The organism is Streptomyces sp. NPDC055815, assembly GCF_053616475.1.
Genome location: NZ_JBSHDU010000005.1, coordinates 1 through 23,362, shown reverse-complemented (window position 1 = coordinate 23,362; position 23,362 = coordinate 1). Strand labels below are relative to the sequence as shown.

Genomic DNA, 23,362 nt, shown 5'->3' with positions numbered 1-23,362 from the left:
GTTCAGGCGCGGGAGCCTCGGGCGCCGGCAGGGGCGCCGTTCCGTTGTGCCCACCCGTTCCGCCCCTTGCGGAACGCCTGCCCACAACGGGCGGGGCGCAGGCCCACAACGGGCGGGCTAGCCGCAGCAGCCGTCGGCCGACTCCGGTTCGTTCAGTTCGAACCAGATCGCCTTGCCCTCGCCCCGCGGGTCCACCCCCCACGCGTCCGCGAGCATCTCCATCAGGACCAGTCCCCGCCCGCTCGACGCCATCTCCCCCGGGTGCCGCTTGTGCGGCAGTTCGTCGCTGCCGTCCGAGACCTCCACCCGCAGCCGCCGCGACTTCTCGCCGCACGCCACCTCGGCGACGAGGAGCGCGTCGCCGTCGGTGTGGACGAGGACGTTCGTGACCATCTCGGAGACCATCAGGACCGCCGCGTCCAGCTGGTCCTCGTCCGACCAGTCGTGCAGCAGCTGCCGTACCTGCTCGCGGGCCTCGGCGATCCGCTCCGGTTCCGCCTGGGCGATGGACATCAGGGTGCGGCGGGGGGCTTCCCGTACGGTGCCGGCGGGCCGGCGGGAGAGCAGCAGGACGGCGATGTCGTCCTCGCGGCGGTCGGCGAGCGGGCCGGTCGTGTGGTGCGAGCCGGGCCCGTGGACGGCCTCCACGAGGGCGTCGGCGAGCCCCTCCAGGTCCTCGCCGTCGTGGGACTCAAGGAGCTCCCGTACCCGCTCCCAGCCGCTGTCCAGGTCGTGCCCGCCGGTCTCCAGGAGCCCGTCGGTGCAGATCATGAGGGTCTCGCCGGGGTCCAGGGTGAGCCGGGTCGTCGGGTAGTCGGTGTCGGGGTCGATGCCGAGTGGCAGCCCCCCGGCCGTGGGCCTGAGGAGAACCGTTCCATCGTTCATCCGTACCGCCGGATCCGGATGCCCGGCCCGCGCGATGTCGACCGACCCCGTCTCCAGGTCGACCTCCAGATAGAGGCAGGTCGCGAAGCGCGGTCCGCCGTTCTCCTCGGCGTCGTCCCCGTCCGTGATCCCGTACAGGAAGCGCGAGGCCCGGGCGAGCACCGCGTCCGGCCGGTGGCCCTCGGAGGCGTACGCGCGCAGGGCGATCCGCAGCTGCCCCATCAGACCGGCCGCCCGCACGTCGTGCCCCTGGACGTCGCCGATGACGAGCGCGATCCGGCCCGGGCCGCGCCCGCCGGTGCGGGTGGAGCCGCCGGGCAGCCGGATCATGTCGTACCAGTCGCCGCCGACCTGGAGCCCGCCGCCGGTCGGCACGTACCGCGCGGCGACCTGGATGCCGGGGATGCCGGGGCCGAGGACCGGCATCATCGTCCGCTGGAGTCCGAGCGACAGCTCGCGCTCGGACTCGGCCACGCCCGCGCGTGCGAGGGCCTGCGCGAGCATCCGCGCCACCGTCGTCAGCACCGAACGCTCGTCGGGCGTGAACGCCACCGGGTGCTTGAAGGCCGCCATCCAGGCCCCCATCGTCCGCCCGGCGACGACCAGCGGCACGAAGGCCCAGGAACGGCGCCCGAACCGCTGCGCGAGCGGCCACGTCATGGGGAACCGCCGCAGGTACTCCTCCGGCGTCGGCAGATAGATCGCCCGCCCGGTCCGTACGACCTCCGCCGCCGGATAGTCCGTGTCCAGCGACATCGACGAGAACGGCCCCTCGTCGCCCTCGCTGTGCCCGTGGTGGCCGATCACCGTCAGCCGCTCGCCCGCCACGCCGAAGACGGCGAGTCCGTCCGGCGAGAAGCCCGGCATGGACAGCGAGGCCGCCACCCGCAGGACTTCGGCCGTCGACCGCGCCTCGGCGAGCGCACGGCCCGCGTCGAGCAGGAAGGCCTCCCGGGAGCGACGCCAGTCGCCGGTGATGGGCGTCCGGGCCGCGGTGCCCGGCACCTGCTCGGCGACCTCCTGGAGCGTGCCGACCAGCTGGTAGTCGTTCCCCTCGATGAGCGGCTTCGACCTGCTCCGTACGGTACGGATCACCCGGCCGTGCTCGTCCATGATCCGCAGCCGGGCCTCGGCGAGGGTGCCCTCGGCGACGGCGAGGTTGACCACCCCGTCGATCTCGTTCCAGTCGACCGGATGAAAACGCGACCGCACGGCCGCCTCGGAGAGCCGCACGGGCTCGGAGGGCAGCCCGAGCAGCCGGGCGGCCTCGGCGTCGAGCGAGACGATCCCGGACGCGTTGTCCCAGCGCCACAGGCCGGTCGCGATCGCGGCCAGGACGTCCTCGGTGCGCATTGCCCCACTTTATGAATATCGGACAGCAGGTCGCCACCGACACTATTCGAAATGCGATCTTGGCCTGGCCGGTACTCTGGGTGGGTCTGCCCTCGTGTCCTGTGACATCTGTGACAGTGGTCACGGCCGGCCGGCGCCCCACGACCCAAGATCCCGAAGACTGGATGAACGACGATGCATCGGTACAGGTCCCACACCTGCGGCGAGCTCCGCGCCTCTGACGTCGGCACCGACGTCCGGCTGAGCGGCTGGCTGCACAATCGGCGCGACCTGGGCGGCATCCTCTTCATCGATCTGCGCGACCACTACGGCATCACGCAGCTCGTCGCCCGGCCCGGCACCCCCGCCGCCGAGGTCCTCGACAAGCTGACCAAGGAGACCGTCGTCCGCGTGGACGGCAAGGTCGTCTCCCGCGGCGCCGACAACGTCAACCCGGAGCTCGCCACCGGCGAGATCGAGATCGAGGCCGCCGAGGTCGAGGTCCTGGGTGCCGCGAAGCAGATCCCCTTCACCATCAACGCCGACGACGGCGTCAACGAGGAGCGGCGCCTGGAGTACCGCTTCCTCGACCTGCGCCGCGAGCGCATGCACCGCAACATCATGCTGCGCTCCGCCGTCATCGCCTCCATCCGCTCCAAGATGGTGGCCCTCGGCTTCAACGAGATGGCGACCCCGATCCTCGCCGCGACCTCCCCCGAGGGCGCCCGCGACTTCGTCGTCCCGTCCCGTCTGAACCCGGGCAAGTTCTACGCGCTGCCGCAGGCGCCGCAGCAGTTCAAGCAGCTGCTGATGATCTCCGGCTTCGACCGGTACTTCCAGATCGCGCCCTGCTTCCGCGACGAGGACGCCCGCGCGGACCGCTCGCCGGGCGAGTTCTACCAGCTCGACGTCGAGATGTCGTTCGTCGAGCAGGAGGACGTCTTCCAGCCGATCGAGAAGCTCATGACGGAGCTCTTCGAAGAATTCGGCGGCGGCCGCCACGTCACCTCCCCCTTCCCGCGCATCCCCTTCCGCGAGTCGATGCTGAAGTACGGCAACGACAAGCCGGACCTGCGCACCGACCTCGAACTCGTCGACATCTCGGACGTCTTCGAGAACTCCGAGTTCAAGGCCTTCGCCGGCAAGCACGTCCGCGCGCTCGCCGTCCCGAACACCGGCGACCAGCCGCGCAAGTTCTTCGACCAGCTCGGCGACTTCGCGGTCTCCCTCGGCGCGAAGGGCCTGGCCTGGGTCCGCGTGGGCGAGGAGAACGCCCTCACCGGCCCCATCGCCAAGTTCCTCACCGAAGAGAACATCAAGGTCCTGACGGAGCGCCTCGGCCTCGCTCCCGGCCACGCGATCTTCTTCGGCGCGGGCGAGTTCGACGAGGTCTCCAAGATCATGGGCCCGGTCCGGGTCGAGGCCGCCAAGCGCGCCGGCCAGTTCGAGGAGAACGTCTTCCGCTTCGCGTGGATCGTCGACTTCCCGATGTACGAGCGGGACGAGGAGACCGGCAAGATCGACTTCTCGCACAACCCGTTCTCCATGCCGCAGGGCGGCCTCGAGGCCCTGGAGACCCAGGACCCGCTGGACGTCCTCGGCTGGCAGTACGACATCGTCTGCAACGGCATCGAGCTCTCCTCCGGCGCCATCCGGAACCACGAGCCCGAGATCATGTTCAAGGCCTTCGAGATCGCGGGCTACTCCCGCGAGACCGTCGAGTCCGAGTTCGCCGGCATGCTCCGCGCCTTCGAGTACGGCGCCCCGCCGCACGGCGGCATCGCCCCGGGCGTCGACCGCATCGTGATGCTCCTCGCCGACGAGCCGAACATCCGCGAGACGATCGCCTTCCCGCTCAACGGCAACGCCCAGGACCTCCTGATGGGCGCCCCGACCGAGCTGGACGAGTCCCGCCTGCGCGAACTGAACATCCAGCTCCGCAAGCCGGTCGAGAAGAAGGCCGTCACGGAGGACCGCCCGGTCACGGAGTCGGTCCACCCGGACGCGGGCCGCTAAGCCCACCGCACGTTCATGAAGGGCCCGGAATCCTCACGGATCCGGGCCCTTTCGTGTTGCGCCATCAGACCGCACGGAGCCGACGGAACTCATGTGGAGCGCGGGGAAAGAGGGAGGAGAGGATGTCCGAGTGAAGTTCCCCGGCAAGCGAAGACGCGAGGAACTGCGTGCAGGAAACGGAGAAGTGCTCCCACCTGTCGCCACGCGCCTCGTTCACCATGACCGTCCACTCGTCCGGCCGGAGCTCGGACCACGCCCCTTCCTCGCCGCGATACCACGAAGGGATGACGGGCCCGGTCGACCTCGTCGTGTGTCGAGCCGATGCGGAGACCATGCAGCTCCAAGGCGGTGATGAAAGAGGCGAGGAATTCAACGCCGGTCACGGCCAGTTCTCCGGTTTGTCGATCAGCGCTTGCATCTCACGTGAACGATCAGCGGTCCTGACCTCCGGCCGCGACAGCTCAGCCCTCGTGCGGGTTCTCCCGCGCGGCGGTGAGCACGCCCAACGTCCGTATGATCGCGTCGAGGTCGTCCCACGCCTGCGCGCAGAAACTCTGGTCCCGCGTGGCCGTCTCGACGCGTTCGTTGAAGGCGGGTGAGGCGGCCGGGTTCGCACCGCCTCCCAGGATGCGTGCCGGAGCGAGGAGCCAGTTCCTCCGGGACGTGTCCACGCGCCAGTCCACCTGGGTAGGTGTCGTGCGCACGGCCTCTTCAACGAACTGGAGCTTCGAACTGCTGGGTTCGGCGAACCGCCAACCGATGTAAGGCACTTGAAGATGGCCGAGGTCGGGGTGACGAATCACAGGGAGTTTGAACCACTTCAAAGCCCCAAGACGGCTGATTGTCTCGCCCGCCACATGGAAACGTGTCGACATGCCTCCGATACCTTTCTCTTCGTCACCAGAGAGGGCCGTCGTATCCGCCGTTGCCGACGATCAGTTTCTTCCCAGGGTTATTCAGTCGAATCGCGCGTTCATAGTCTCCGTAGGGAATGGGGTCGCTACTCATTGCGGGGTCGTATACGTACTTGCCATCCGTGTATACGTCATGATATCGATACCCCGATACATCTGAACCCATATCCTCCGGGATGTTTATATCGTCGCCTCCTCTAAGTGTGAAGTTGATGATCTTCCCGTTGCCGCTAGAACCCTCGAGTACTCGTTCCGCAATCTCCGAGCAATCGATGTTTCCACCGCGTGGGGCGGACCTCATGGCGTCCACGGCAGCCTGGTCAGGCGGAAACTGAGGGTTTGGTTGTCGGAAATCGTACTTACCGCGTTCGTCGGGACAGGGTGAGAGTCCTAGTGGGTCGCTCCACCTGTGTGGGTTGTGGACGTATGTAGCCGGATTCGGGGCAGGGGTCAGCCCCAGGGGGTCCTGGCTGAGGTAGCGGGCCGATTCCGAGTCGTAATAGCGGAAATAGTTGTAATGCAGGCAAGATTCGGGGTCGAAGTACTGGCCCGGGAAGCGCAGCGGGGTGTATGCCGTGGCATCGCGGGTCCACGTCGTCGTACCCCAGAGTGTTGCGCGAGTGCGCCAGGCCAGCTCGCCGGACTCGTCGACCAGTTCCGTCGGGGTGCCGATCAGGTCCGTGACGATGGCGAAGAAGCGCTCGTCGGTGGAGTCCGTGCCCGTGCGGCGTTCCGTCTGGGCCAGGGGGCGCAGGCCCACGTGGTCCCAGGTGAGGGTGACTTCGGTCGTCGTCTGTTCGCAGAGGGTTGAGCTGTCCCAGGTGAAGTGGACCGTCTCGAAAGGGGACTGCTTCGATATTCGGCGGCCCAGGGGGTCGTACCTGTACCGCCACACCGTGCCGTCCGGCGTCGTCACCGACGTCAGGCGGTCTTCCGCGTCCCACTCGTAGCGCCAGGTGTCCGGCTTTCGGGAGAGGCGGGGCTTCTGGCGCAGGACTATTCGGCCCTGGGCGTCGTGTTCGTAGCGGATGGAGCCCGCGGTCGTGATCCGTGTCCCTGCGTACGCACGTGCCCCTGTCGCCGAGTGGGACGGGTGCGTCGACGGCCAGGACGCCTCCGTCTGGTTGCCGGCGTCGTCGTAGGCGTACTGCTCCGTCCAGTTGTGGGCGTGGACTGCCGTGACACGGCCGGCCGTGTCCAGGTCGAAGCGGCGGGCGCCCGAGAGTTCGTCCGTTATGCCGATGAGGCCGCCGTCCGCGCGGTACGTGTACGCGCGGTGCTGGAGGCGGCGCCCCGAACCGCCCGTGACCTCCTGCGCGGTGAGGTGGCCCATCGTGTCGAACGAGGACGACAGGTTCGCGAAGTCGCCTATTCGGCGGGACGTTTCGCGGCCCAGGGCGTCGTGAGCGAAGGAGAGTGTTCGGCCCGACGAGGTCAGTTCGGTACGGCGGCCCGCCGCGTCGTACGACCACGTGCTCGTCGAACCGCCCGGTGTCGTCCGACCCGTACGCCGACCCAGCGCGTCGTGCGTGAACGAGAGCCTGCGGCCGTTCACGGTCTCCGAGACGAGGCGGCCGTAGCGGTCCCGGAGGCGCGCCAGCTTCGCGTCCGGGCCGGTCGCGGTCGTCAGTTGGTCGAAGACGTCGTACTCGTACGTGCTGACCGCACCTTCGACGTCCTTGTGGACGATGCGGCCCAGGCTGTCGCGCTCGAAGCGGATCTCCTGCCCGAGGCCGTTCCTGCGGGAGGTCAGCCGGCCCGACTCGTCGTACGCGTAGCCCAGCGTCCTGCCGTCGAAGTCCGTCTCCGTGACCAGCCGGCCCGCCGCGTCGTACGCGTAGTCCCAGATCAGGCCCTGCGGGGCCGTCACCCGTGTCAGGCGCAGGTTCGTGTCGTGGGCGAACTCGTAGCGGACTCCGTCCGGGCCCGTGCGGGAGGTCAGGAGGTCGAAGTCGGTGTACGTGAAGCGTGTCGTGCCGCCCAGCGCGTCCGTGTGGCTGAGGCAGTTGCCCTCGCCGTCGTACGTCCAGGACTCCACCGTGCCGTCGGGTGCGGTGCGCCGGGACGGGTGGCCCTCGACCGTCCACTCCAGTCGTGTGACCGCGCCCAGGGGGTCCGTGACCTGGACCGTACGGCCGAAGGCGTCGTAGGAGTAGTGGGTCGTGGCGCCCAGGGGGTCCGTGATCTCGACGGGGAGGCCGCGGGCGTCCACGACCAGTCGCGTCGTGGCGCCCAGCGGGTCCGTCACCGAGGTCAGCCGGCCCGACTCGTCGTACGCGAACTCCGTCCGGGCGCCCGAAGGGGCCGTCACCGACGTGCGGTTGCCGCGTTCGTCGAAGGTCTGGCGGGTGACGTTGCCGTCGGTGCCCGTGATGCGAATCGGGTAGCCGCATTCGTCGTACTCGGCCCGCGCCTGGCGACCGTCCGGGCGTTCCAGCGCCGTCGGCCGGCCCTGGTCGTCGTAGGTGGTGCGGCTTACGTGGCCCAGCGGGTCCGTCCGCGACAGCAGGCGGTTGTGGCGGTCGTACTCGAAGCGGGTGACCCCACCCAGGGCGTCGATCTCGGCGACCACCTGCGCGCGGTCGTTGATCAGGTGGCGTTCGGTGTGTCCGAGGCCGTCGGTGAGGGTGGTGATGCGGAGGCCGGTGGCCGGGTCCACGTCGTCCCAGGTGAACGTGGCTTCCAGGTGGCCGTTCGTGCCCGACTGGTACGTGCAGCGGTCCTGGTCGTCGTAGACGTAGTCGAAGCGGCTTCCATTGGTGTCGGTCCACGAGGTGATGCGGCCGTGCTCGTCGCAGCCGAAGCGCAGGGGACGGCCCGAGGAGTTCACGACCTCGGTCAGGTGGCCGTCCGTGTAGCCGTAGCGCAGGATCTCCTGGTCCGCGAGGTGGAGGGCCGTCACGCGGCCTTCGCTCGTCGTGAGTTTCAGGTGGTACCCGCCGTGGTGGACGATCGCCGTCGGGGCACCCGACTCGTCGTGCTCGAACGTGATCCAGCGGCCGTTGCGGTCGTCCATCTGGGCCAGGAGGGCGAGTTCGTCGCTGTGCTCGACGAAGTGCCAGACCCTCCCACTGTCCGGGTCCGTGATCGTGTAGCCGTCCTCCACCCGGTCCAGTGGCCACCGCCGGCCGTGCGTGGGCATGACGGGGACGCCCGGTGCCGGATGCGGGTAGGCCAGGAGGCTGCCCTCGTCGCAGCTGAAGACGACGCCTTCCGAATCGATCTCCAGCCTCTGGTCCACCGTGCTCGACCACGTCGGGCCGAACCAGCGCCCCGAGCGGCGCGAGGAGTCGAACGTGCGCCGGAACACGAGGGGCAGCGAGCCGGGCAGGGCGATGTCGGTCTGCGGCAGCAGCATCCGGCCCGTCGCGATGTCGATCGGGTCCTTCTTGCACTTCGTCTCTCGACCCGCCTTGCCGGCGGTGTGCGGATCCTTCCCCTGATCCCCGCGGACACCGCCCGGCTTGTCCACCTCCGGCAGGTGCTTCGCGCCGGTCTTCACCCCGGCGCGCACGCCTCCCCGGATGAGGCCCGCGCCCTTCGAGCCGATCAGCTCCGGCGCAAGCCGGCCGAAGAACTCCGACGGGTCGCCCTTCGCCGAGTCCCAGGCGTTCTTGAGCGCCCGGTCCGGGTTCGCAGCCGTGGACACCAGGCCGGCGAGCGTCATGTTGACGCCCTTGTAGTACTCCGCCGGATGGGTCAGGTTGTAAGGGTCCACCGGGTTCACCGAGCGGACGAAGTTCAGCAGTCCGGCCGTGCCCTTGACGATGCCGCCGCTGAAGTGGGCCAGCTCGATGCTCTGGCCCAGGCCGTAGTCCACCAGCTCGGCCTTGAGCCGCTCGCGGCCCGTCGGCTCCTTCGGCGCGTGGGCCAGTGCGGCTCCGACCGCCGCCTTCGCCGTCTCCGCGGCCTCGTCGCGGGCCTTCCGCGCGTCGTTCAGGATCTCCTGGGCCCGCGCCCGCTTGGCCGTGCCGGGGTCGGAGAAGGCCCCGGGGTCCGGCAGCGGCTTGTCGCCGTCGCGTGCCGTGTTGTAGGCGTCGACCTTCTTGTTGTACGTGTCGACCGCAGCCTTCGAGTCCTGGTCGCCCTCCCTGAACAGGGCTATCGCCTCACGCGCCTTGCCCTGCGCGCTCACGACCGCCTGGGAGTACGTCTCCAGCGCCTTGGCCGCGTGCTCCATCGCGTCCGCCGCATGCAGCCAGTCCGTCGGAAGCGTCTGGAACCTCTCCCGGAACGCCTCGGCCGCCTCGCCCTTCCAGTGACTCGCGTCCAGCTTCCTCATCCCGCCGCCGACCAGGTCGAAGGCCTTCTGGAAGTCCCTGAGGTTCTTGACCGACTCGGCGATCTTCTCGGGCTTGCCGTGAACGAGCTCGTCCGCGTCCTCGGTCTGGCCGAGCTGCTTCTCCCCGACCTCCGCACCGAGGGACGAGGCGGTCTTGTCGCCCCAGTCCTCGACCCCGTCCGCCCAGTCGTGCCTGCCCAGGCTGTCCAGCCCCTGGCCGGCCTTGTCGGTGATGTAGTCGACGCCCTCGCCGAGGATCTCCTTGCCCTTGTCGATGCCGTCGCCGAGCTTGTCGATCCCCTTGTCGACGCCTTCGCCGAGCTTGTCGGCCAGACCGTTCCAGTCCACCATCAGCGGTTCTCCCCCCACCGCGGCTGCTCGGCCTGCTCGATGGTGGCCCGGTCGGGATCGAGCAGGTCCCTGAGCCTTCCGTCGGCGCTCTCCCGCCGCTCCGGGTCCAGCGCACCCGTGCGTTCCAGCCCGTCGAGCATCGAGTCCTCGACGTCGTACGCGGTGTTCCTCCAGGTCTGCTCGACCTCGTCGTGCGCCGCGGAGAAGGACTCACCGCTCCAGTCCGCGTCGTCCCACGCCGCCTGGTCACGGATGGTGTCCCAGCTCTTCTGCTTGACCTCGTCCTCGGACAGATGCGGGTTGCCGTTGAGGGAGTTCACGCCGATCTTGATCGAGTCCTTGATGTACCGCTCCTGCTCCGCGAAGGAGCCGGCGGACAGGCCGACCGCCTGCGCAAAACCGTTTCCGCGCAGCGTGAGGGCCCGGACGCCCCACTCCCAGCGGTCGCAGAACGTCTCGAACTCCGACGTCAGACCTCCATGCCCCAGTTCGAGCCCGGAGAGGGAGAGGTCGGAGAACCCGCGGCCCGCTGACGCCTCGCCGATCATGCCGAGCTCCTTCAGCTCGGCATGGGCCAGGTCGATGCCCTTCGCTATCGCCGCCAGCGCCGCGGCCGGCGCCGCGAGATCAGGCTCGTTCCCGCTCATCGTGCCCCTGTTCCCGTTCCCCCGAGATCCACCGCCGCCTCGTCCGGGACGATCCCCGCCACCGGCGGGAACAGCGCCCCGTCCGCACTCCCCGCGTCCAGCGCGACCCCGCCGGGACCCGGCAGCAACGGCACCATCGCGTCGAGCAGCCGCGCGCCGAGGATCGTGCGGTACGTCCACTCCCGCTCGGCCTCTCCGCGCGCCACCGCGAACCGGGCCAGAGCCTCCTCGTCCGAGAACGCGCAGATCCACCGCACCCCGTTGAGGTCCGCCGTCCACAGACTTCCGCGCTCGTCGAAGGGCACCACCACGGCCGTACGCCGGAATTCGCCGAGCAATCGCGCAAACTCCCGCCGCGCCACGGCCTCCTCATCGACGGGATCCGGCCGCGGCGTCGCTGTCGGCTGCGCGGTCGTCGCCGGTCCTTCCGCCAACTCAGCGAGCCTGGAAAGCGGTTGGCCCTCCGGTCTGTCGTCCCCCTCAGCAGTCATCCGCGCAGGCTGTCATGCGTTCATTCGCGTGAGCAACGAGGAACGGGCCACCCTGTCAGGTCCTTCTGGGCTGTTCTGTCACGCCGTCCGCACGTGGCGCGCGGAGGAACCCACAGCCCGTTCTCACGTTTTCACCAGCCACGCCCGCGCGTGCCCGCCGTCCGCGCGGTCCTCAGGCCTCTTCGGTGAAGTGGTGCAGGATGATCCACGTGTCGTACTCCTCCGCGGACACGGCGCACATCGTCCGCCCGTCCGCGGAGACCGCCAGGAAGTCGTGCTGGTCGGCGCCCGTCAGCATGCGGGAGGGCAGGTCGAGGCCGACGGGGTCCTGGACGCGGACCCAGCCGGTTCGGGGTACCGGGATGCAGAACTCCCAGTTCGGCGTCATGAGGCCGACGGATGCCGTGAGGGCGTTCCACTGGCGGTCCAGCTCTTCCGTGGCGTCGGGGCGCGCATAGGGGACCGTGACGGTGGGGACCGCCTCGTAGCCGGCGTAGGCCTGGTGGGCCTTGCGGACGTCGGGCAGGTCGGGGGACGTGTCGGGGCCCAGGATCCGTAGTCCGCATGCTTCGAGCCGCTGTTCCCACGTGGGGGCCGGGCGGGAGACGAGGACGTCCCCCTCCCGGAGCCGTGCGAATGCCTTGCCGGAGACGTGGACATGCGCCCAGTTCGTCGCGTCGCAGAACTTCAGGTCCCGCCCGTCCCGCTCGATCCGCTCCAGCGTGAGCCCGCCGTCGGGCCCCTCCGTGCCCGCGCCCGACTCCGGGACGAACACCTGCCCGACCGCGGCGCCGCCCCCGAGGCAGGTGACGCCGCACATTCCTCCGTCGGAGCGGTCGCTCTCCTCGAGGGAGAAGATCTTGAGTCTGCTGAGCGACACGTGGTTCTCAGTGGCGGGCAAGGGCGTCTCCCGGTCGACGGTTCGGTGGCTTGACGCACATCCTGAAGAAATTCTCCGGCCGCTGTCACACATCCCGTCCGGCCTCCGTCAGCGCAGTGTCCGGCTCGAACGAGGCGGATACGGGAAAGGCCGAAGGAGCCGAGATGTTCGCCGAGATGTCCACCACCGCCATCGTCGTCACCGCCGTCGCCGCGTTCATGGCCGGGTTCTCCGGGGCGTCGATCTTCTTCAAGGCCAAGTTCACCGTCGAGCCCCTCGCCCAGTACGGGGTTCCGCAGGCCTGGTGGAACTGGCTCGGGGCCGCCAAGGCCGCCGGGGCCGTCGGTCTCGTCGTCGGGTTCTACGTCCCGGTCATCGGGACGCTCGCCGCGATCGGGCTCATCCTGTACTTCCTCGGTGCGGTGATCACCGTGATCCGCGCCCGCGCCTACGGCCACGCCGCCTTCCCGGTCGTCTACATGGCGCCCGCCGTCGCCGCCCTGGCCCTGACCTGGTGACCCGTACGGGAAAGGCCGCCGCCCCGGATCGACACCGGGACGGCGGCCTTCTTCGTACGTCGGTACGTCAGTCCTTCTTCGGGTCCTCCAGGCGCGGGAACAGCACCGCGCCCTTCGTCACCGTCGCACCGGCCGGCAGCTGCCCCCACGTGCCCGAGGACTGGACCGGCTGCGCCGCCAGGGTGCCCAGGGACGCCTCCGCGCCCAGGGACTCCCAGAGGGCCTGCGAGGTCTCCGGCATGATCGGGTTGAGCAGGACGGCGACGGCGCGGAGCGACTCGGCGGCCGTGTAGAGGATGGTCGCCAGGCGGGCCTTGCCCTCCGGAGAGTCGTCCTTCGCGACCTTCCACGGCTCCTGCTCCGTGATGTAGCCGTTGACCTGCTTCACGAAGTCGAAGATCGCCAGGATGCCGCCCTGGAAGTCCAGCTCCTCGCCGATCTTCGCGTCGGCCGCCGCGACGGCCTTCGCCAGGCCCTCGTGGACCGCCTTCTCCGCGTCGCCGTCGGCCGTCGACGCCGGCAGCTCGCCGCCGAAGTACTTGCCGACCATCGCCGCGACGCGGGACGCGAGGTTGCCGTAGTCGTTCGCCAGCTCGGACGTGTAGCGGGCGGTGAAGTCCTCCCACGAGAACGAACCGTCCTGGCCGAAAGCGATCGCCCGCAGGAAGTACCAGCGGTACGCGTCCACGCCGAAGTGCGAGGTCAGGTCCTGCGGCTTGATGCCCGTCAGGTTCGACTTCGACATCTTCTCGCCGCCGACCATCAGCCAGCCGTTGGCCGCGACCCGGCCCGGGACCGGCAGGCCCTGCGCCATCAGCATCGCCGGCCAGATCACCGCGTGGAACCGCAGGATGTCCTTGCCGATGAGGTGGACGTTCGCCGGGAAGGTCTCGTCGAACTTCTCCGGGTTCTCGTTGTAGCCGACCGCCGTCGCGTAGTTCAGGAGCGCGTCGATCCACACGTAGATGACGTGCTTCTCGTCCCACGGGATCGGGATGCCCCAGTCGAACGTCGAGCGCGAGATGGAGAGGTCCTCCAGGCCCTGCTTGACGAAGTTCACGACCTCGTTGCGGGCCGACTCCGGCTGGATGAAGCCCGGGTTCGCCTCGTAGAACTCCAGCAGCTTCGGGCCGTACTCGCTCAGCTTGAAGAAGTAGTTCTCCTCCTTGAGGATCTCCACCGGCTTCTTGTGGACGGCGCACAGCTTGGTGCCGTCCTCGGCCTCGATGAGATCGCCCGGGAGCTTGTACTCCTCACAGCCCACGCAGTACGGGCCTTCGTACCCGCCCTTGTAGATCTCGTCCTTGTCGTACAGGTCCTGCACGAACTCCTGGACGCGGTCGGTGTGACGCTTCTGCGTGGTGCGGATGAAGTCGTCGTTCGCGATGTTCAGGTGCTCCCAGAGGGGCTTCCACGCCTCCTCGACGAGCTTGTCGCACCAGGCCTGGGGCGTGACGTTGTTCGCCTCGGCCGTGCGCATGATCTTCTGACCGTGCTCGTCCGTGCCGGTGAGGTACCACACCTTCTCGCCGCGCTGACGGTGCCAGCGCGTGAGCACGTCGCCTGCGACGGTCGTGTAGGCGTGGCCCAGGTGAGGAGCGTCGTTGACGTAGTAGATGGGGGTCGTGACGTAGAACGCCTTCGCCCCCTGCTTCTCGGATCCAGTGGCCGCCATGGTCGAAATCCTAACGGCCCGACGAAGATCCACTCACATCCATGACCGGGAGGGGCGGAGCCCTACGGCTGCGACGGGATCTGCCGCGCCGCGGCCGGGCCCGCAGCACGCCGCGCTCCTGGCGGCCCGGCTCCTCGGCCACGCCGCCGTCTTCCCCGCGCAGCAGTGGCTGCGCCTGCGCCGGGTAGCCGCCCGGCGACCGGCGGTGGCCCGCCGCCACGCCCGCCCGCCGCCACGTCCGCCCGGCGGTCGTCATCGGCGCCGCGGCCGCCCTGGCCGGGCGCGGGGTCAAAGTGCCGGTGGTCGGAGCCGGCCTTCCGGAGCAGCGGAGCTCCTGTGGTGAGGATGTCCTGGAGGACACACCCCTTCCACAGGAGCTCCGCTGCCTCGTTGCTCCTAGAACTCCAGGTCGGCGAGCAGACCCCGGTAGAACGCGGCGTGCGCCGTCTCGACGGGGGTCACGCCCGCGAAGTACGTGCCGGTACGGGGGGTGCCGTCGAGCTTCCGGAGGTAGTCGAAGGCCTTGTTGTCCTCCTCGCCCCAGGCCACGAACCGCCAGTGCAGCGGGCGGTCGGCGGCCTCGGCCAGCGCCTGCGTGGCCGCCGTCTTCGACTCCGGAGCGCCGTCCGTCTGGAACACCACGAGCGCCGGGCGGGCCGGGTCGTTCTTCTCGTGGTGCGCGAGGACCTCTTCGACGGCCCGGTGGTAGTTCGTACGGCCCAGGCGGCCGAGGGTCGCGTTGACCTCGTCGACGCGGGTGGGGGTGAGGTCGGCGGGGGTCAGGTCGACCGTGCCGTCGATGTCCGTCGAGAAGAACACGGTCGTGACGGTGGCGGACTCGTCGAGGTGCGCCGCGAGCGCGGTGACCTGCTCGGCGAGGCGCTGCACGGAGCCGTCCTTGAAGTACCCGCGCATCGAACCGGACCGGTCGACGACGAGATACACGGCGGCCCGCGCCCCCGTGAGCCCCTGCTTCTTGAGCTGCGCCCCGGCGGCCTTGTACGCGTCGACGAGCTGCGGGGCGGCGGCCTTGAGGGCGGGGAGGGGGAGGGCGGGGGCGCCGGACTCGGCGGTGACCTCGTCGGCCGGGGCCTCGTCGGCCTGGGCCTCCGGCTCGGGGGCGACCTCGGCCTCGGGCTCCGCAGCGGCGACGGCGACGGGCTCGGCCGGGGCGGCGGCCTCGGGCTCGGCGACCTCGGGCTCGGCGACCTCGGGCTCGGCGGCCTCGCCCTGCGGCTCCTCCGCGGCGTACGCCTCGGGCTCGGTGGTCTCGGCGGCCGGGGCCGCCACCTCCTCCTGCTCCTGCGGAGCGATTTCGGACGCGTCGGCGTCCGCGGCGACAGCCGCCTCCGGCTCCGCCGGGGTCTCGGGCTCGGCCGTCTCGTCGGCGGGCGCCTCGTCCTGCTGCTCCGCAGCAGCCTCGGGAGCCTTCACCTCGGCGGCCTCCGCCTGCGGCTCCTCCGCAGCCTCGGCCTCCGGCTCGGTGGTCTCGGCGGCGGGCTCCGCCGCCTGCTCCTGCTCCTGCTCCTGCGGAGCGAGTTCGGACGCGTCGGCGTCCGCGGCGACGACCGCCTCCGGCTCCGCCGTGGCGGCGGCCTCGGCCTGCGGCTCGTCCGCAGCCTCGGCCTCCGGCTCGGTGGCGGGCTCCGCCACCTCCTCCTGCTCCGCCGTCTCGGCGGCGGGCGCCTCCTGCTGCTCCGCAGCAGCCTCGGTGGCCTCGGCCTGCGGCTCCTCCGCGGCGTCCGCCTCCTGCTGCTCCGCAGCAGCCTCGGTGGCCTCCGCCTGCGGCTCCTCCGCAGTCTCGGCCTCCGGCTCGGCAGCCTCGGCGGCGGGCTCCGCCGCCTCCTCCTGCACCTCCGCAGCGAGTTCGGGCTCTTCCTCGGCGACCGCCGTCTCCGGCTCCGCCGCAGCCGCGACCTCCGCCACCGGCTCCGCCGCAGCGGCGACCTCCGATTCCGCCGCCGCCTCCGGCTCCGCGCCCTCGCCCCGCTTCCCCAGCTCCGGTTCCGCCGTCCTCGCCTTCGGGATCTGCGGGTTGTCGAACGCCGCCGCCACCAGGTCGTCCGCCGCTCGGCGCGCCGCCGCTTCCGGGGTCGCCCGGGGCGCGGGGGCATCCGAGGTCGCCCGGGTCGCCGGGACGTCCGGGGTCGCCGCGGCCTCCGCGGCCTCCGGGGCGTCCGGGGTCGCCGGGGTCGGCTCCGGTGTCGTCGTGGACTCCGGGGTCTCACGCGTCTGGGGCGGGACGGAGGTTGCCGGGGATTCCTCGCGGTCCCGGCCGAACACCTTGCGCAGCATGCTCCGAATACCCATGGGCGAACCCTTTCGCATGAGTGGGGGTGCAGTGTGAATGTCCGTACTGGGCGTTTCGGGACGTTCATCCCTGGCCAGGGCGGACACGTAAGGTTAGCGGCCGCCCCGTCCTCCTCCGGTGACCCGGTCGCCCCCGGATGCCGCGCATTCATGCGGTGTTCACTCCTGCGCCGTCCCTGTGCAGATCTACGCACATAGCGTCGCCGCCGAAGTGATCCGACACCAGGAGGACGAAGTGCGCAAACTGCTGCCCCTGCTGAGCATGAACCCCCACGGCGGCGGCCGTTCCGCTCTCACCTGCCGGTTCCGCTGCGGCGACGCCTGCTTCCACGAGGTGCCGAACACCAGCGACAACGAGTACGTCGGCGACGTCATAGCCGGCGCGCTCTCGCGCCGTTCCGCCCTGCGCGCCGCCGCCGTGGTGACCGTCGCCTCCGCCGTCGGCGGGGCCGTCACCCTCGGGAACGCCCCCGCGGCCGAGGCGGCCGCCCCGCAGAAGGCGCAGCCCGTCGACGGCGCCCGCGGCCTGCGGTTCGCGCCCGTCGCGCCCAACACCGACGACCGGGTCACCGTCCCCGCCGGGTACGAGCAGAACGTGGTCATCCGCTGGGGCGAGCCCATCCTCCGCGGTGCGCCGGCCTTCGACTCCGAGAACCAGACGGCCGCCGCCCAGGCCGGCCAGTTCGGTTACAACAACGACTTCCTCTCCCTCCTGCCGCTGCGCCACGAGCCGCACCGCCAGGTCCTCGTCGCCAACCACGAGTACACCGACGAGGTGCTGATGTTCCGGGGGTACGACCCCGAGAACCCGACCCGTGAGCAGGTCGAGATCGCCTGGGCCGCCCACGGTCTCGGCGTCGTCGTGGTCCAGGAGGAGCACCGCACCGGCAAGCTGACCGCCGTCAACCGGCACCGGCTCAACCGGCGCCTGACCGCCACCTCCGAGTTCGAGCTGACCGGGCCCGTCGCCGGCAGCGACCTCGTGCGGACCTCCGTCGACCCGGAGGGCCGTACCGTCCTCGGCACGCTCAACAACTGCTCCGGCGGCACCACCCCCTGGGGCACCACGCTCCACGGCGAGGAGAACTTCAACCAGTACTTCGCCAACGGGTCGTCCGCCACCGACAAGCGGTACGGCATCGGCACCGGCGCCTCCGAGCGCAAGTGGGAGCGGTTCGACAAGCGCTTCGACCTCAAGCAGGAGCCGAACGAGTCGCACCGCTTCGGCTGGGTCGTCGAGCTCGACCCGTACGACCCGGAGTCCACGCCCCGCAAGCGCACCGCGCTCGGCCGCTTCAAGCACGAGGCCGCGCAGCCCCGGCTCACCGAGGACGGCCGTCCCGTCGTCTACATGGGTGACGACGAGCGGTTCGACTACCTCTACAAGTTCGTTTCCTCGAAGCGGATGAAGAAGGGGTCCTCCCGGGCCGCCCACGAGCACAACCTCACCCTCCTCGACGAGGGCACCCTCTACGTCGCCAAGTTCACCGGTGACTCGCCCGCCGCGGAGATCGACGGCACCGGCAAGCTCCCGAACGACGGGGAGTTCGACGGGTCCGGCGTCTGGATCCCGCTCGCGACCGCCGGTCCCGACGGTGCCGTCTCGCACGTGCCCGGCATGACCGCCGAAGAGGTGTACGTCTTCTCCCGGGTCGCCGGTGACAAGGTCGGCGCCACCAAGATGGACCGGCCCGAGGACGTCGAGCCGTCCCCGCGCAGCGGCCGCGTCTACGTCGCGCTCACCAACAACTCCAAGCGCGGCACCACGGGCAACGCCCCCGCCGACGAGGCCAACCCGCGCAACGTCAACAAGCACGGCCACATCCTGGAGCTCTCCGAGCACTGGGACGACCCGGCGAGCGACGGCTTCGCCTGGCGGCTGTTCCTCGTCGCCGGCGACCCGAACGACCCGGCCACCTACTTCGGCGGCTTCCCGAAGGACCGGGTCTCGCCGATCTCCTGCCCGGACAACGTCGCCTTCGACCCGCACGGCAACCTGTGGATCTCCACCGACGGCAACCAGCTCGGCTCGCACGACGGCCTGTTCGGCGTCGCCACGCGCGGCGAGCGGCGCGGTGAGCTCAAGCAGTTCCTGACCGTGCCGACCGGCGCCGAGACCTGCGGCCCGCTCATCCAGGACCGCCGCGTCCTGGTCTCCGTGCAGCACCCGGGCGAGATCGACGGCGCCTCCGTCGAGAAGCCCGCCTCGGTGTGGCCCGACGGGCCCGGCAAGATCGTCCGCCCGGCCGTCGTCTCCGTGTGGCGCAAGGACGGGCGTGACATCGGCGTCTGAGTCCGAGCCGATCAGGTCACGTCGAGACCTTCCCTGAAGCGGACGAACTGCTCCTCGGGATCCCCGGTGTACGCCCACGGCACCCATGCCGCGCGCGTCCCGAGCATCCCGAGGAGCTCTCGCGCTATCTCCACCTGCCCCGCGTAACAGGCCGCGTGCGCCAGGAAGTTGAGGTCCGCGACCTCCTCCGGCGCCACCGGCCGCTCCGGGTCCCTGCCGCCGATCCAGCGGGCGTGCGTGCGGCGCAGCTCCGTCACCGCCAGCTCGTGCTTCCAGTGCTGGTCGAAGCCGCGCACCGGACCCCGGCCGAGCGCCCCGTCCGCGATGTACCGGTACTCCTCGACCCGGGCCACCTGCACCAGGACCGGCAGCGGCGAGCCGGGCGGTGCCACGCCCGCCGCGTCACGGGCGAAGTCGTACATGCTGCCGTGCGTGCCGTGCCACCGCGCCGACCAGTAGCGCAGCACCTGGATGTGCCCCTCGGTGTTGTACGGGTCGCGGCGCCGCAACTCGTCGAACCAGTGCCGCAGTTCCCGGCGCGGCACCCCGCCCTCGTACAACCGCGCCACCGAGAGTAGCGACACCCAGGGCATGGGGTCGGCCGGTGCCGCCTCGGCCGCGCCCCGGCAGGCGTCGACGGCCGCGTCGATCCGGCCCCGTTCCAGGGTGGCGCCCCGCCCGGCCGCGATGGCCGCGTCGAAGACCCGTACCACCTCGGTCGCCGCCCGCAGCACGGCCGCGTCGGGGTTGCCCGGTTCGGCGGCCCGCCAGGTCTCGACGGTGGAGCTGCCGGCGGCGGCATGCGACAGGAGCCGCAGCCGGTGCGTGCGGCGCGCCCAGTCCGTACCGGTGGCGGCGAGCAGATCCCGTACGCCCTGCCAGCGGCCGATGACGATGTCGTGGCGCGCGTCGGTCAGCGCCCGGTCCCCGAAGTCCGGGTCGAAGTCGGGCGCGAAGCGCTCCGGACGTGCCGGGCGCGCGGAGCGGCGGCGTACGGCCATCGGGGGCCTCCTTCGGGTTCGGCTGCCGTAGGAAGAAGTCGCTGAGCCTCGTGCTCGTGAAGAGGTGGTGCGTCAGAAATCGGTCGCGTAGCTCTTGTCGCGGGGTCCGGTACGCGGGCGCGTGGCCGGGGCCGAGCCCTCCGCCGCCTCCAGGGCGCGGACGGCGTCCAGGCGGGCCGGGCGGTAGTAGTCGCTGCCCTTGCGCCAGTACACGAGCAGCGGGACCACGCCGAGGAGCAGTCCGCCGAGGCCGATGGTGACGGCGGTCGTGGAGAGTTCGCCGAGCGATTCGACGAAGGCCCACAGCATGAACGCGGAGCCGAGCAGCGGCCACAGCCCGCCGAGGATCAGGTTCCGTGCGGAGCGGAACAGGACCGACTTGTAGGCGACGACGGCGGCGATGCCCGCGAGGCCGTAGTAGAAGGCGATCTGGAGGCCGATCGCGGCGACGGCGTCGCTGAGGATGCGCTGGACGGAGCCGGCGGCCGCGGCCGCGCAGAACATCAGGAGGGCGGCGCCGCCGACGGCGGCGATCGCGACCCACGGGGTGTTCCAGCGGCGGTGCACGAGGCCGAGCGCGGCGGGCAGGGTCCGGTCGCGGCCCATCGCGAAGAGGGAGCGGGTGACCTGGAGGAGGGTGGTCTCCAGGGTGGCGACCGTGGACAGGAGGACGGCGACGACGAGGAGCTTGCCGCCGACGCCGGGCCAGATCTCCTGGCCGAGGACGGCGAGGACGTTGGGTCCGGCGTCCCGGATCTCCTCGGCGGTCAGCAGGACGTTGACGGCGACGGTGAAGGCCTCGAAGAGGAGGAAGACGAAGCCGACGCCGACCAGGGCGGCGAGCCCGGCCGTGCGGCGGCTGTCGCGGGTCTCCTCGCTGAGGTTGCTGGTGACGTCCCAGCCCCAGTAGTAGAACGCGGCGATCAGCGCCCCGGCGGCGAAGCCCTCGGGCCCGTGGAAGCGGTCCAGGGCGAACCAGGACCAGTCGAAGGCGGTGGCCCGGCCGCGGTGCGCGACGGCGGCGAGGACGAAGGCGAGCAGGATCAGCATCTCGACGCCGGACATCACGAGTTGCGCCCGTACGGTGAGCCGGGCGCCGCCCAGGACGACGAGCAGCATCATCAGGAACCAGCCGGCGCCGACGGCCGCCGCGAGCGGGGTCGAGTCGGCGAGCCCGGGGCTGATCAGCGAGAGCGTGAGGGTGCCGGCGGGCAGCGAACCGGCCACCATGAACACGGTGGCGGCGAAGACGAGCGCCCAGCCGGACAGGAAGCCGAGGAAGGGGTGGAGGGTGCGGCCCACCCAGGAGTACCCGGCGCCGGCGTTGACGTCGATGCGGCCGAGGCGGGCGTACGCGAGGACGATCCCGAGCATGGGTATCGCGCAGTAGAGCAGGGCGGCGGGTCCGGCGAGGCCGACCGCGCCGAAGAGGACGGCGGTGGTCGCGGCCAGCGAATAGGCGGGGGCGCTGCCGGCGACGGCCATCACGATCGTGTCGAAGGTACCGAGGACGTTGGGCTGGAGCCCTCTGTTCGTGGTGGTGCGCATGGCGGGTCCTCGGGGGCGGGGAGGCGAGGCGGGGCAGGGCACGACTGAGTGGCGGGCTCGCCGGGCCGGTTGCCGACGGCGGCGGGCGCGGATCACGGTGAATCGAGCGCATCGTAGTCGCCCGAGTGGCTTCCGGTAACGGCGGTGGGGAGGGTTCCGTTCCGTGACCGCCGGTAAGTTCTCCCGTACGCCCCCTGGGGGAGGTTTACCGCAGGTCGGGACCGGCGATGGCGCGGGCCGCGCCGACCTCCTGGCGGAGGGGTGCCAGGACTCCGTTCTCGTCGCCGTGGAGCTCCGTGCGGACCTCCACGAGGGTGTCGGTGCCGCGCAGTCCGTCCGCGAGCTCCCGCAACTCCCGCTCCACGGCGGCGACCTCCGCCGGGTCGGGCGCGGGGGCGCCGTGGTTGACCCGGATCCTGGCCGCGGTCGTCGCGTCCACGATCCGCTCCACGGCCACCACGAGCGGCCACCAGGCGGCGGCGCGGGTGCCGGTGGGCGGCGGCTCGGTCAGGGCCCGCTGGAACTCGGAGCGGACGGTGGACAGATCGCGGTAGAGCTTCCGCCGGGCCCGCAGCCTGCCGGGCTTGTCGGTGTCACCGTCGAAGGCCCGCGCCACGTACGCGGCGGTGTCGGCGACCGCGTCCGCGAGCCGGTCCCCGATCCGGGTGTGCCAGGACTCGGGCCAGAGCAGATAGCCGGCGACCAGGGCGATCCCGCAGCCGATGAGCGAGTCGTACAGGCGGGGCAGGACGAGGTCGAAGCCCTGGTGGTTGAGCAGGTCGGAGAGGAGCAGGATGACCGGGGTGATGGCCGCCGTCTGGAAGGCGTACCCCTTCGCGGAGAAGGCGGGGATCAGTGCCGCGAGCACCGCCATCACCGGCACGTCCCACCAGCCGCGCGGCACCTGGGAGAGGACCAGGGCGGCGAGGACGAGCCCGGCGGCGGTGCCGGCGGCGCGGAGCACGGCCCGCGAGAAGACCGAGCCGAAGTCGGGCTTCATGACGAAGGTGACGGTCAGCGCGACCCAGTACGAGCGGGGCACGGCGATCAGCGACACCAGGGCCTGCGCGAGGCCGATGCAGAGCGCGAGCCGCAGGCCGTACCGCCAGGACGCCTCGGAGAGCAGCACGGCGCGGGTCGCCCGGCGGGCGCGGACGCGCAGGGCGGCGGGGCGGCCGAGGCGGTCGTCGACGTTGTACGGGTCGGGGTCGGCCTTATAAACGACGGCGGCCGCGTGGCGCAGGGCGTGGTCCACGGCCTTCTCGGCGGGCCGCTCGGGCGTCGGCAGATCGAGTACGGGGGTGCCGGTGCGGCCCTCCTCGACGGCGTCGGCGAGCTCCCGCACCGCGGCCGGGATCGCGGGGGACAGCGGCCCGAACAGCTGGGCCCGCAGATGGGCGGCCGGCGCGGCCTCGACGAGCGGGATGAGGACGTTGAGCTGCGCCAGGATCCGCACCAGGGAGGGGGCGCGGCCGTGCTGGCGGGCCCGGCGGGCGAGGACCAGGTCGTAGGACTGGTTGAGGGAGGCGGTGACGGCCTGCCGCTTCTCGTCGTACCCGGCGGTGCCGGTGGCCTCGTACAGCTCGGCGACGGCGCGGTAGGCGGCGGCGACGGCCTCCCGCTCGGGCGCGGCACGGCGCATGGGCCAGCCGAGGAGGGTGAGGACGAGGACGAACAGTCCGCCGAGGGTGAGGAGCAGGGGCGCCTTCCACCAGGGGTCGGGCATGGGGAGGCCGGCGCCGACGACGGCGTTGAGGAGCAGGAGGAGGCCGGAGACGGAGGCGACGGCGCCGATCGAGGAGATCATCCCGGAGACGAGGGCGACGAGGGTGAGCACGAGGACCGCGAGCCAGCCCTCCCCGAAGACCAGGGTCCCGAGGGTCACCCCGAGCGCGCCGAACAACTGCGGCACGGCGATGTTGAAGACCCGCATGCGGTAGGCGTCGGCGGTGTCGCCGATGACACCCGAGAGGGCGCCCATGGAGACGAGCGCGCCGTACGTGACCTGGTCCGTGGCCATCCCGACGGCGAGCGGCACCGACATCGCGACGGAGGCGCGGAGGACGGCGGCCCAGGGGACGGGCGCGGGGGCGGGCCTGAGGCCGGCGGTGAGCCAGGGGGGTGGGGTGATCCGTACGGGTCCTGCGGGACGAGCCATGCGACCAACGTACGACGCGCCCCGTTGTGGGCCCGCGCCCCGCGCCCGTGTGGGCAATCGT

14 protein-coding genes are annotated in these 23,362 nt (G+C 71.0%); 3 read left to right on the top strand and 11 right to left on the bottom strand.

What is annotated here, in order from left to right:
* Nucleotides 1-117: 117 nt before the first annotated feature.
* Nucleotides 118-2,238 (bottom strand): ATP-binding SpoIIE family protein phosphatase, encoded by a 2,121-nt coding sequence (locus ACWGN5_RS05445; RefSeq protein WP_453511504.1) that lies wholly within the window; start codon nt 2,236-2,238, stop codon nt 118-120.
* A gap of 174 nt (nt 2,239-2,412) precedes the next feature.
* Here ACWGN5_RS05445 and aspS point away from each other — a divergent pair, with 174 nt between their 5' ends.
* Nucleotides 2,413-4,233 carry an aspartate--tRNA ligase gene (gene aspS, locus ACWGN5_RS05440; protein ID WP_453511502.1) on the top strand — a complete coding sequence of 607 codons (1,821 nt, stop codon included), beginning with the start codon at nt 2,413-2,415 and terminating at the stop codon, nt 4,231-4,233.
* 461 nt (nt 4,234-4,694) lie between these two features.
* Here the strand turns inward: aspS and ACWGN5_RS05435 are convergent, their stop codons facing one another.
* From ACWGN5_RS05435 to ACWGN5_RS05415, 5 genes are all read right to left on the bottom strand, one after another.
* Nucleotides 4,695-5,108, bottom strand: coding sequence for a hypothetical protein (locus ACWGN5_RS05435; protein WP_453511500.1), 414 nt, complete (start codon nt 5,106-5,108; stop codon nt 4,695-4,697).
* Nucleotides 5,109-5,130: 22 nt separating this feature from the next.
* The gene (locus tag ACWGN5_RS05430) at nt 5,131-9,780 is read right to left on the bottom strand and encodes a putative T7SS-secreted protein (RefSeq protein WP_453511499.1); all 4,650 of its coding nucleotides are present in this window, start codon (nt 9,778-9,780) and stop codon (nt 5,131-5,133) included.
* Nucleotides 9,780-10,427: a hypothetical protein gene (locus ACWGN5_RS05425; protein WP_453511497.1), complete on the bottom strand. Its 648-nt coding sequence runs from the start codon at nt 10,425-10,427 to the stop codon at nt 9,780-9,782. Before ACWGN5_RS05425 ends, ACWGN5_RS05430 begins: the two co-directional genes overlap by 1 nt.
* Complete coding sequence (locus tag ACWGN5_RS05420) at nt 10,424-10,918, bottom strand: SseB family protein (RefSeq protein ID WP_453511495.1); 495 nt, start codon at nt 10,916-10,918, stop codon at nt 10,424-10,426. The genes ACWGN5_RS05425 and ACWGN5_RS05420 overlap by 4 nt, the downstream gene beginning before the upstream one ends.
* Before the next feature lie 172 nt (nt 10,919-11,090).
* Nucleotides 11,091-11,819 (bottom strand): hypothetical protein, encoded by a 729-nt coding sequence (locus ACWGN5_RS05415; RefSeq protein WP_453511493.1) that lies wholly within the window; start codon nt 11,817-11,819, stop codon nt 11,091-11,093.
* Nucleotides 11,820-11,962: 143 nt separating this feature from the next.
* On the opposite strand from ACWGN5_RS05415, the gene ACWGN5_RS05410 reads away from it, so the two are divergent.
* A complete protein-coding gene (locus ACWGN5_RS05410) occupies nt 11,963-12,316 on the top strand; it encodes a DoxX family protein (RefSeq protein ID WP_453511491.1) in 354 nt (117 codons plus the stop codon).
* Between the two features lie 67 nt (nt 12,317-12,383).
* Here the strand turns inward: ACWGN5_RS05410 and metG are convergent, their stop codons facing one another.
* Nucleotides 12,384-13,991: a methionine--tRNA ligase gene (gene metG / locus ACWGN5_RS05405; protein WP_453511489.1), complete on the bottom strand. Its 1,608-nt coding sequence runs from the start codon at nt 13,989-13,991 to the stop codon at nt 12,384-12,386.
* Nucleotides 13,992-14,387: 396 nt separating this feature from the next.
* Entirely contained in the window at nt 14,388-16,301 is a 1,914-nt protein-coding gene (locus tag ACWGN5_RS05400) for a VWA domain-containing protein (RefSeq protein ID WP_453511488.1), read from the bottom strand.
* A gap of 235 nt (nt 16,302-16,536) precedes the next feature.
* Here ACWGN5_RS05400 and ACWGN5_RS05395 point away from each other — a divergent pair, with 235 nt between their 5' ends.
* The gene (locus ACWGN5_RS05395; RefSeq protein ID WP_453511486.1) at nt 16,537-18,594 is read left to right on the top strand and encodes a PhoX family protein; all 2,058 of its coding nucleotides are present in this window, start codon (nt 16,537-16,539) and stop codon (nt 18,592-18,594) included.
* 11 nt (nt 18,595-18,605) lie between these two features.
* On the opposite strand, the gene ACWGN5_RS05390 is transcribed toward ACWGN5_RS05395, so the two are convergent.
* The 3 genes from ACWGN5_RS05390 to ACWGN5_RS05380 all read right to left on the bottom strand — a co-directional run bounded on the left by ACWGN5_RS05390 (nt 18,606) and on the right by ACWGN5_RS05380 (nt 23,301).
* A complete protein-coding gene (locus ACWGN5_RS05390; protein WP_453511484.1) occupies nt 18,606-19,595 on the bottom strand; it encodes a hypothetical protein in 990 nt (329 codons plus the stop codon).
* Between the two features lie 72 nt (nt 19,596-19,667).
* Nucleotides 19,668-21,143, bottom strand: coding sequence for an APC family permease (locus ACWGN5_RS05385; protein WP_453511482.1), 1,476 nt, complete (start codon nt 21,141-21,143; stop codon nt 19,668-19,670).
* Between the two features lie 205 nt (nt 21,144-21,348).
* The gene (locus ACWGN5_RS05380) at nt 21,349-23,301 is read right to left on the bottom strand and encodes an FUSC family protein (protein ID WP_453511481.1); all 1,953 of its coding nucleotides are present in this window, start codon (nt 23,299-23,301) and stop codon (nt 21,349-21,351) included.
* Between the last annotated feature and the right edge of the window lie 61 nt (nt 23,302-23,362).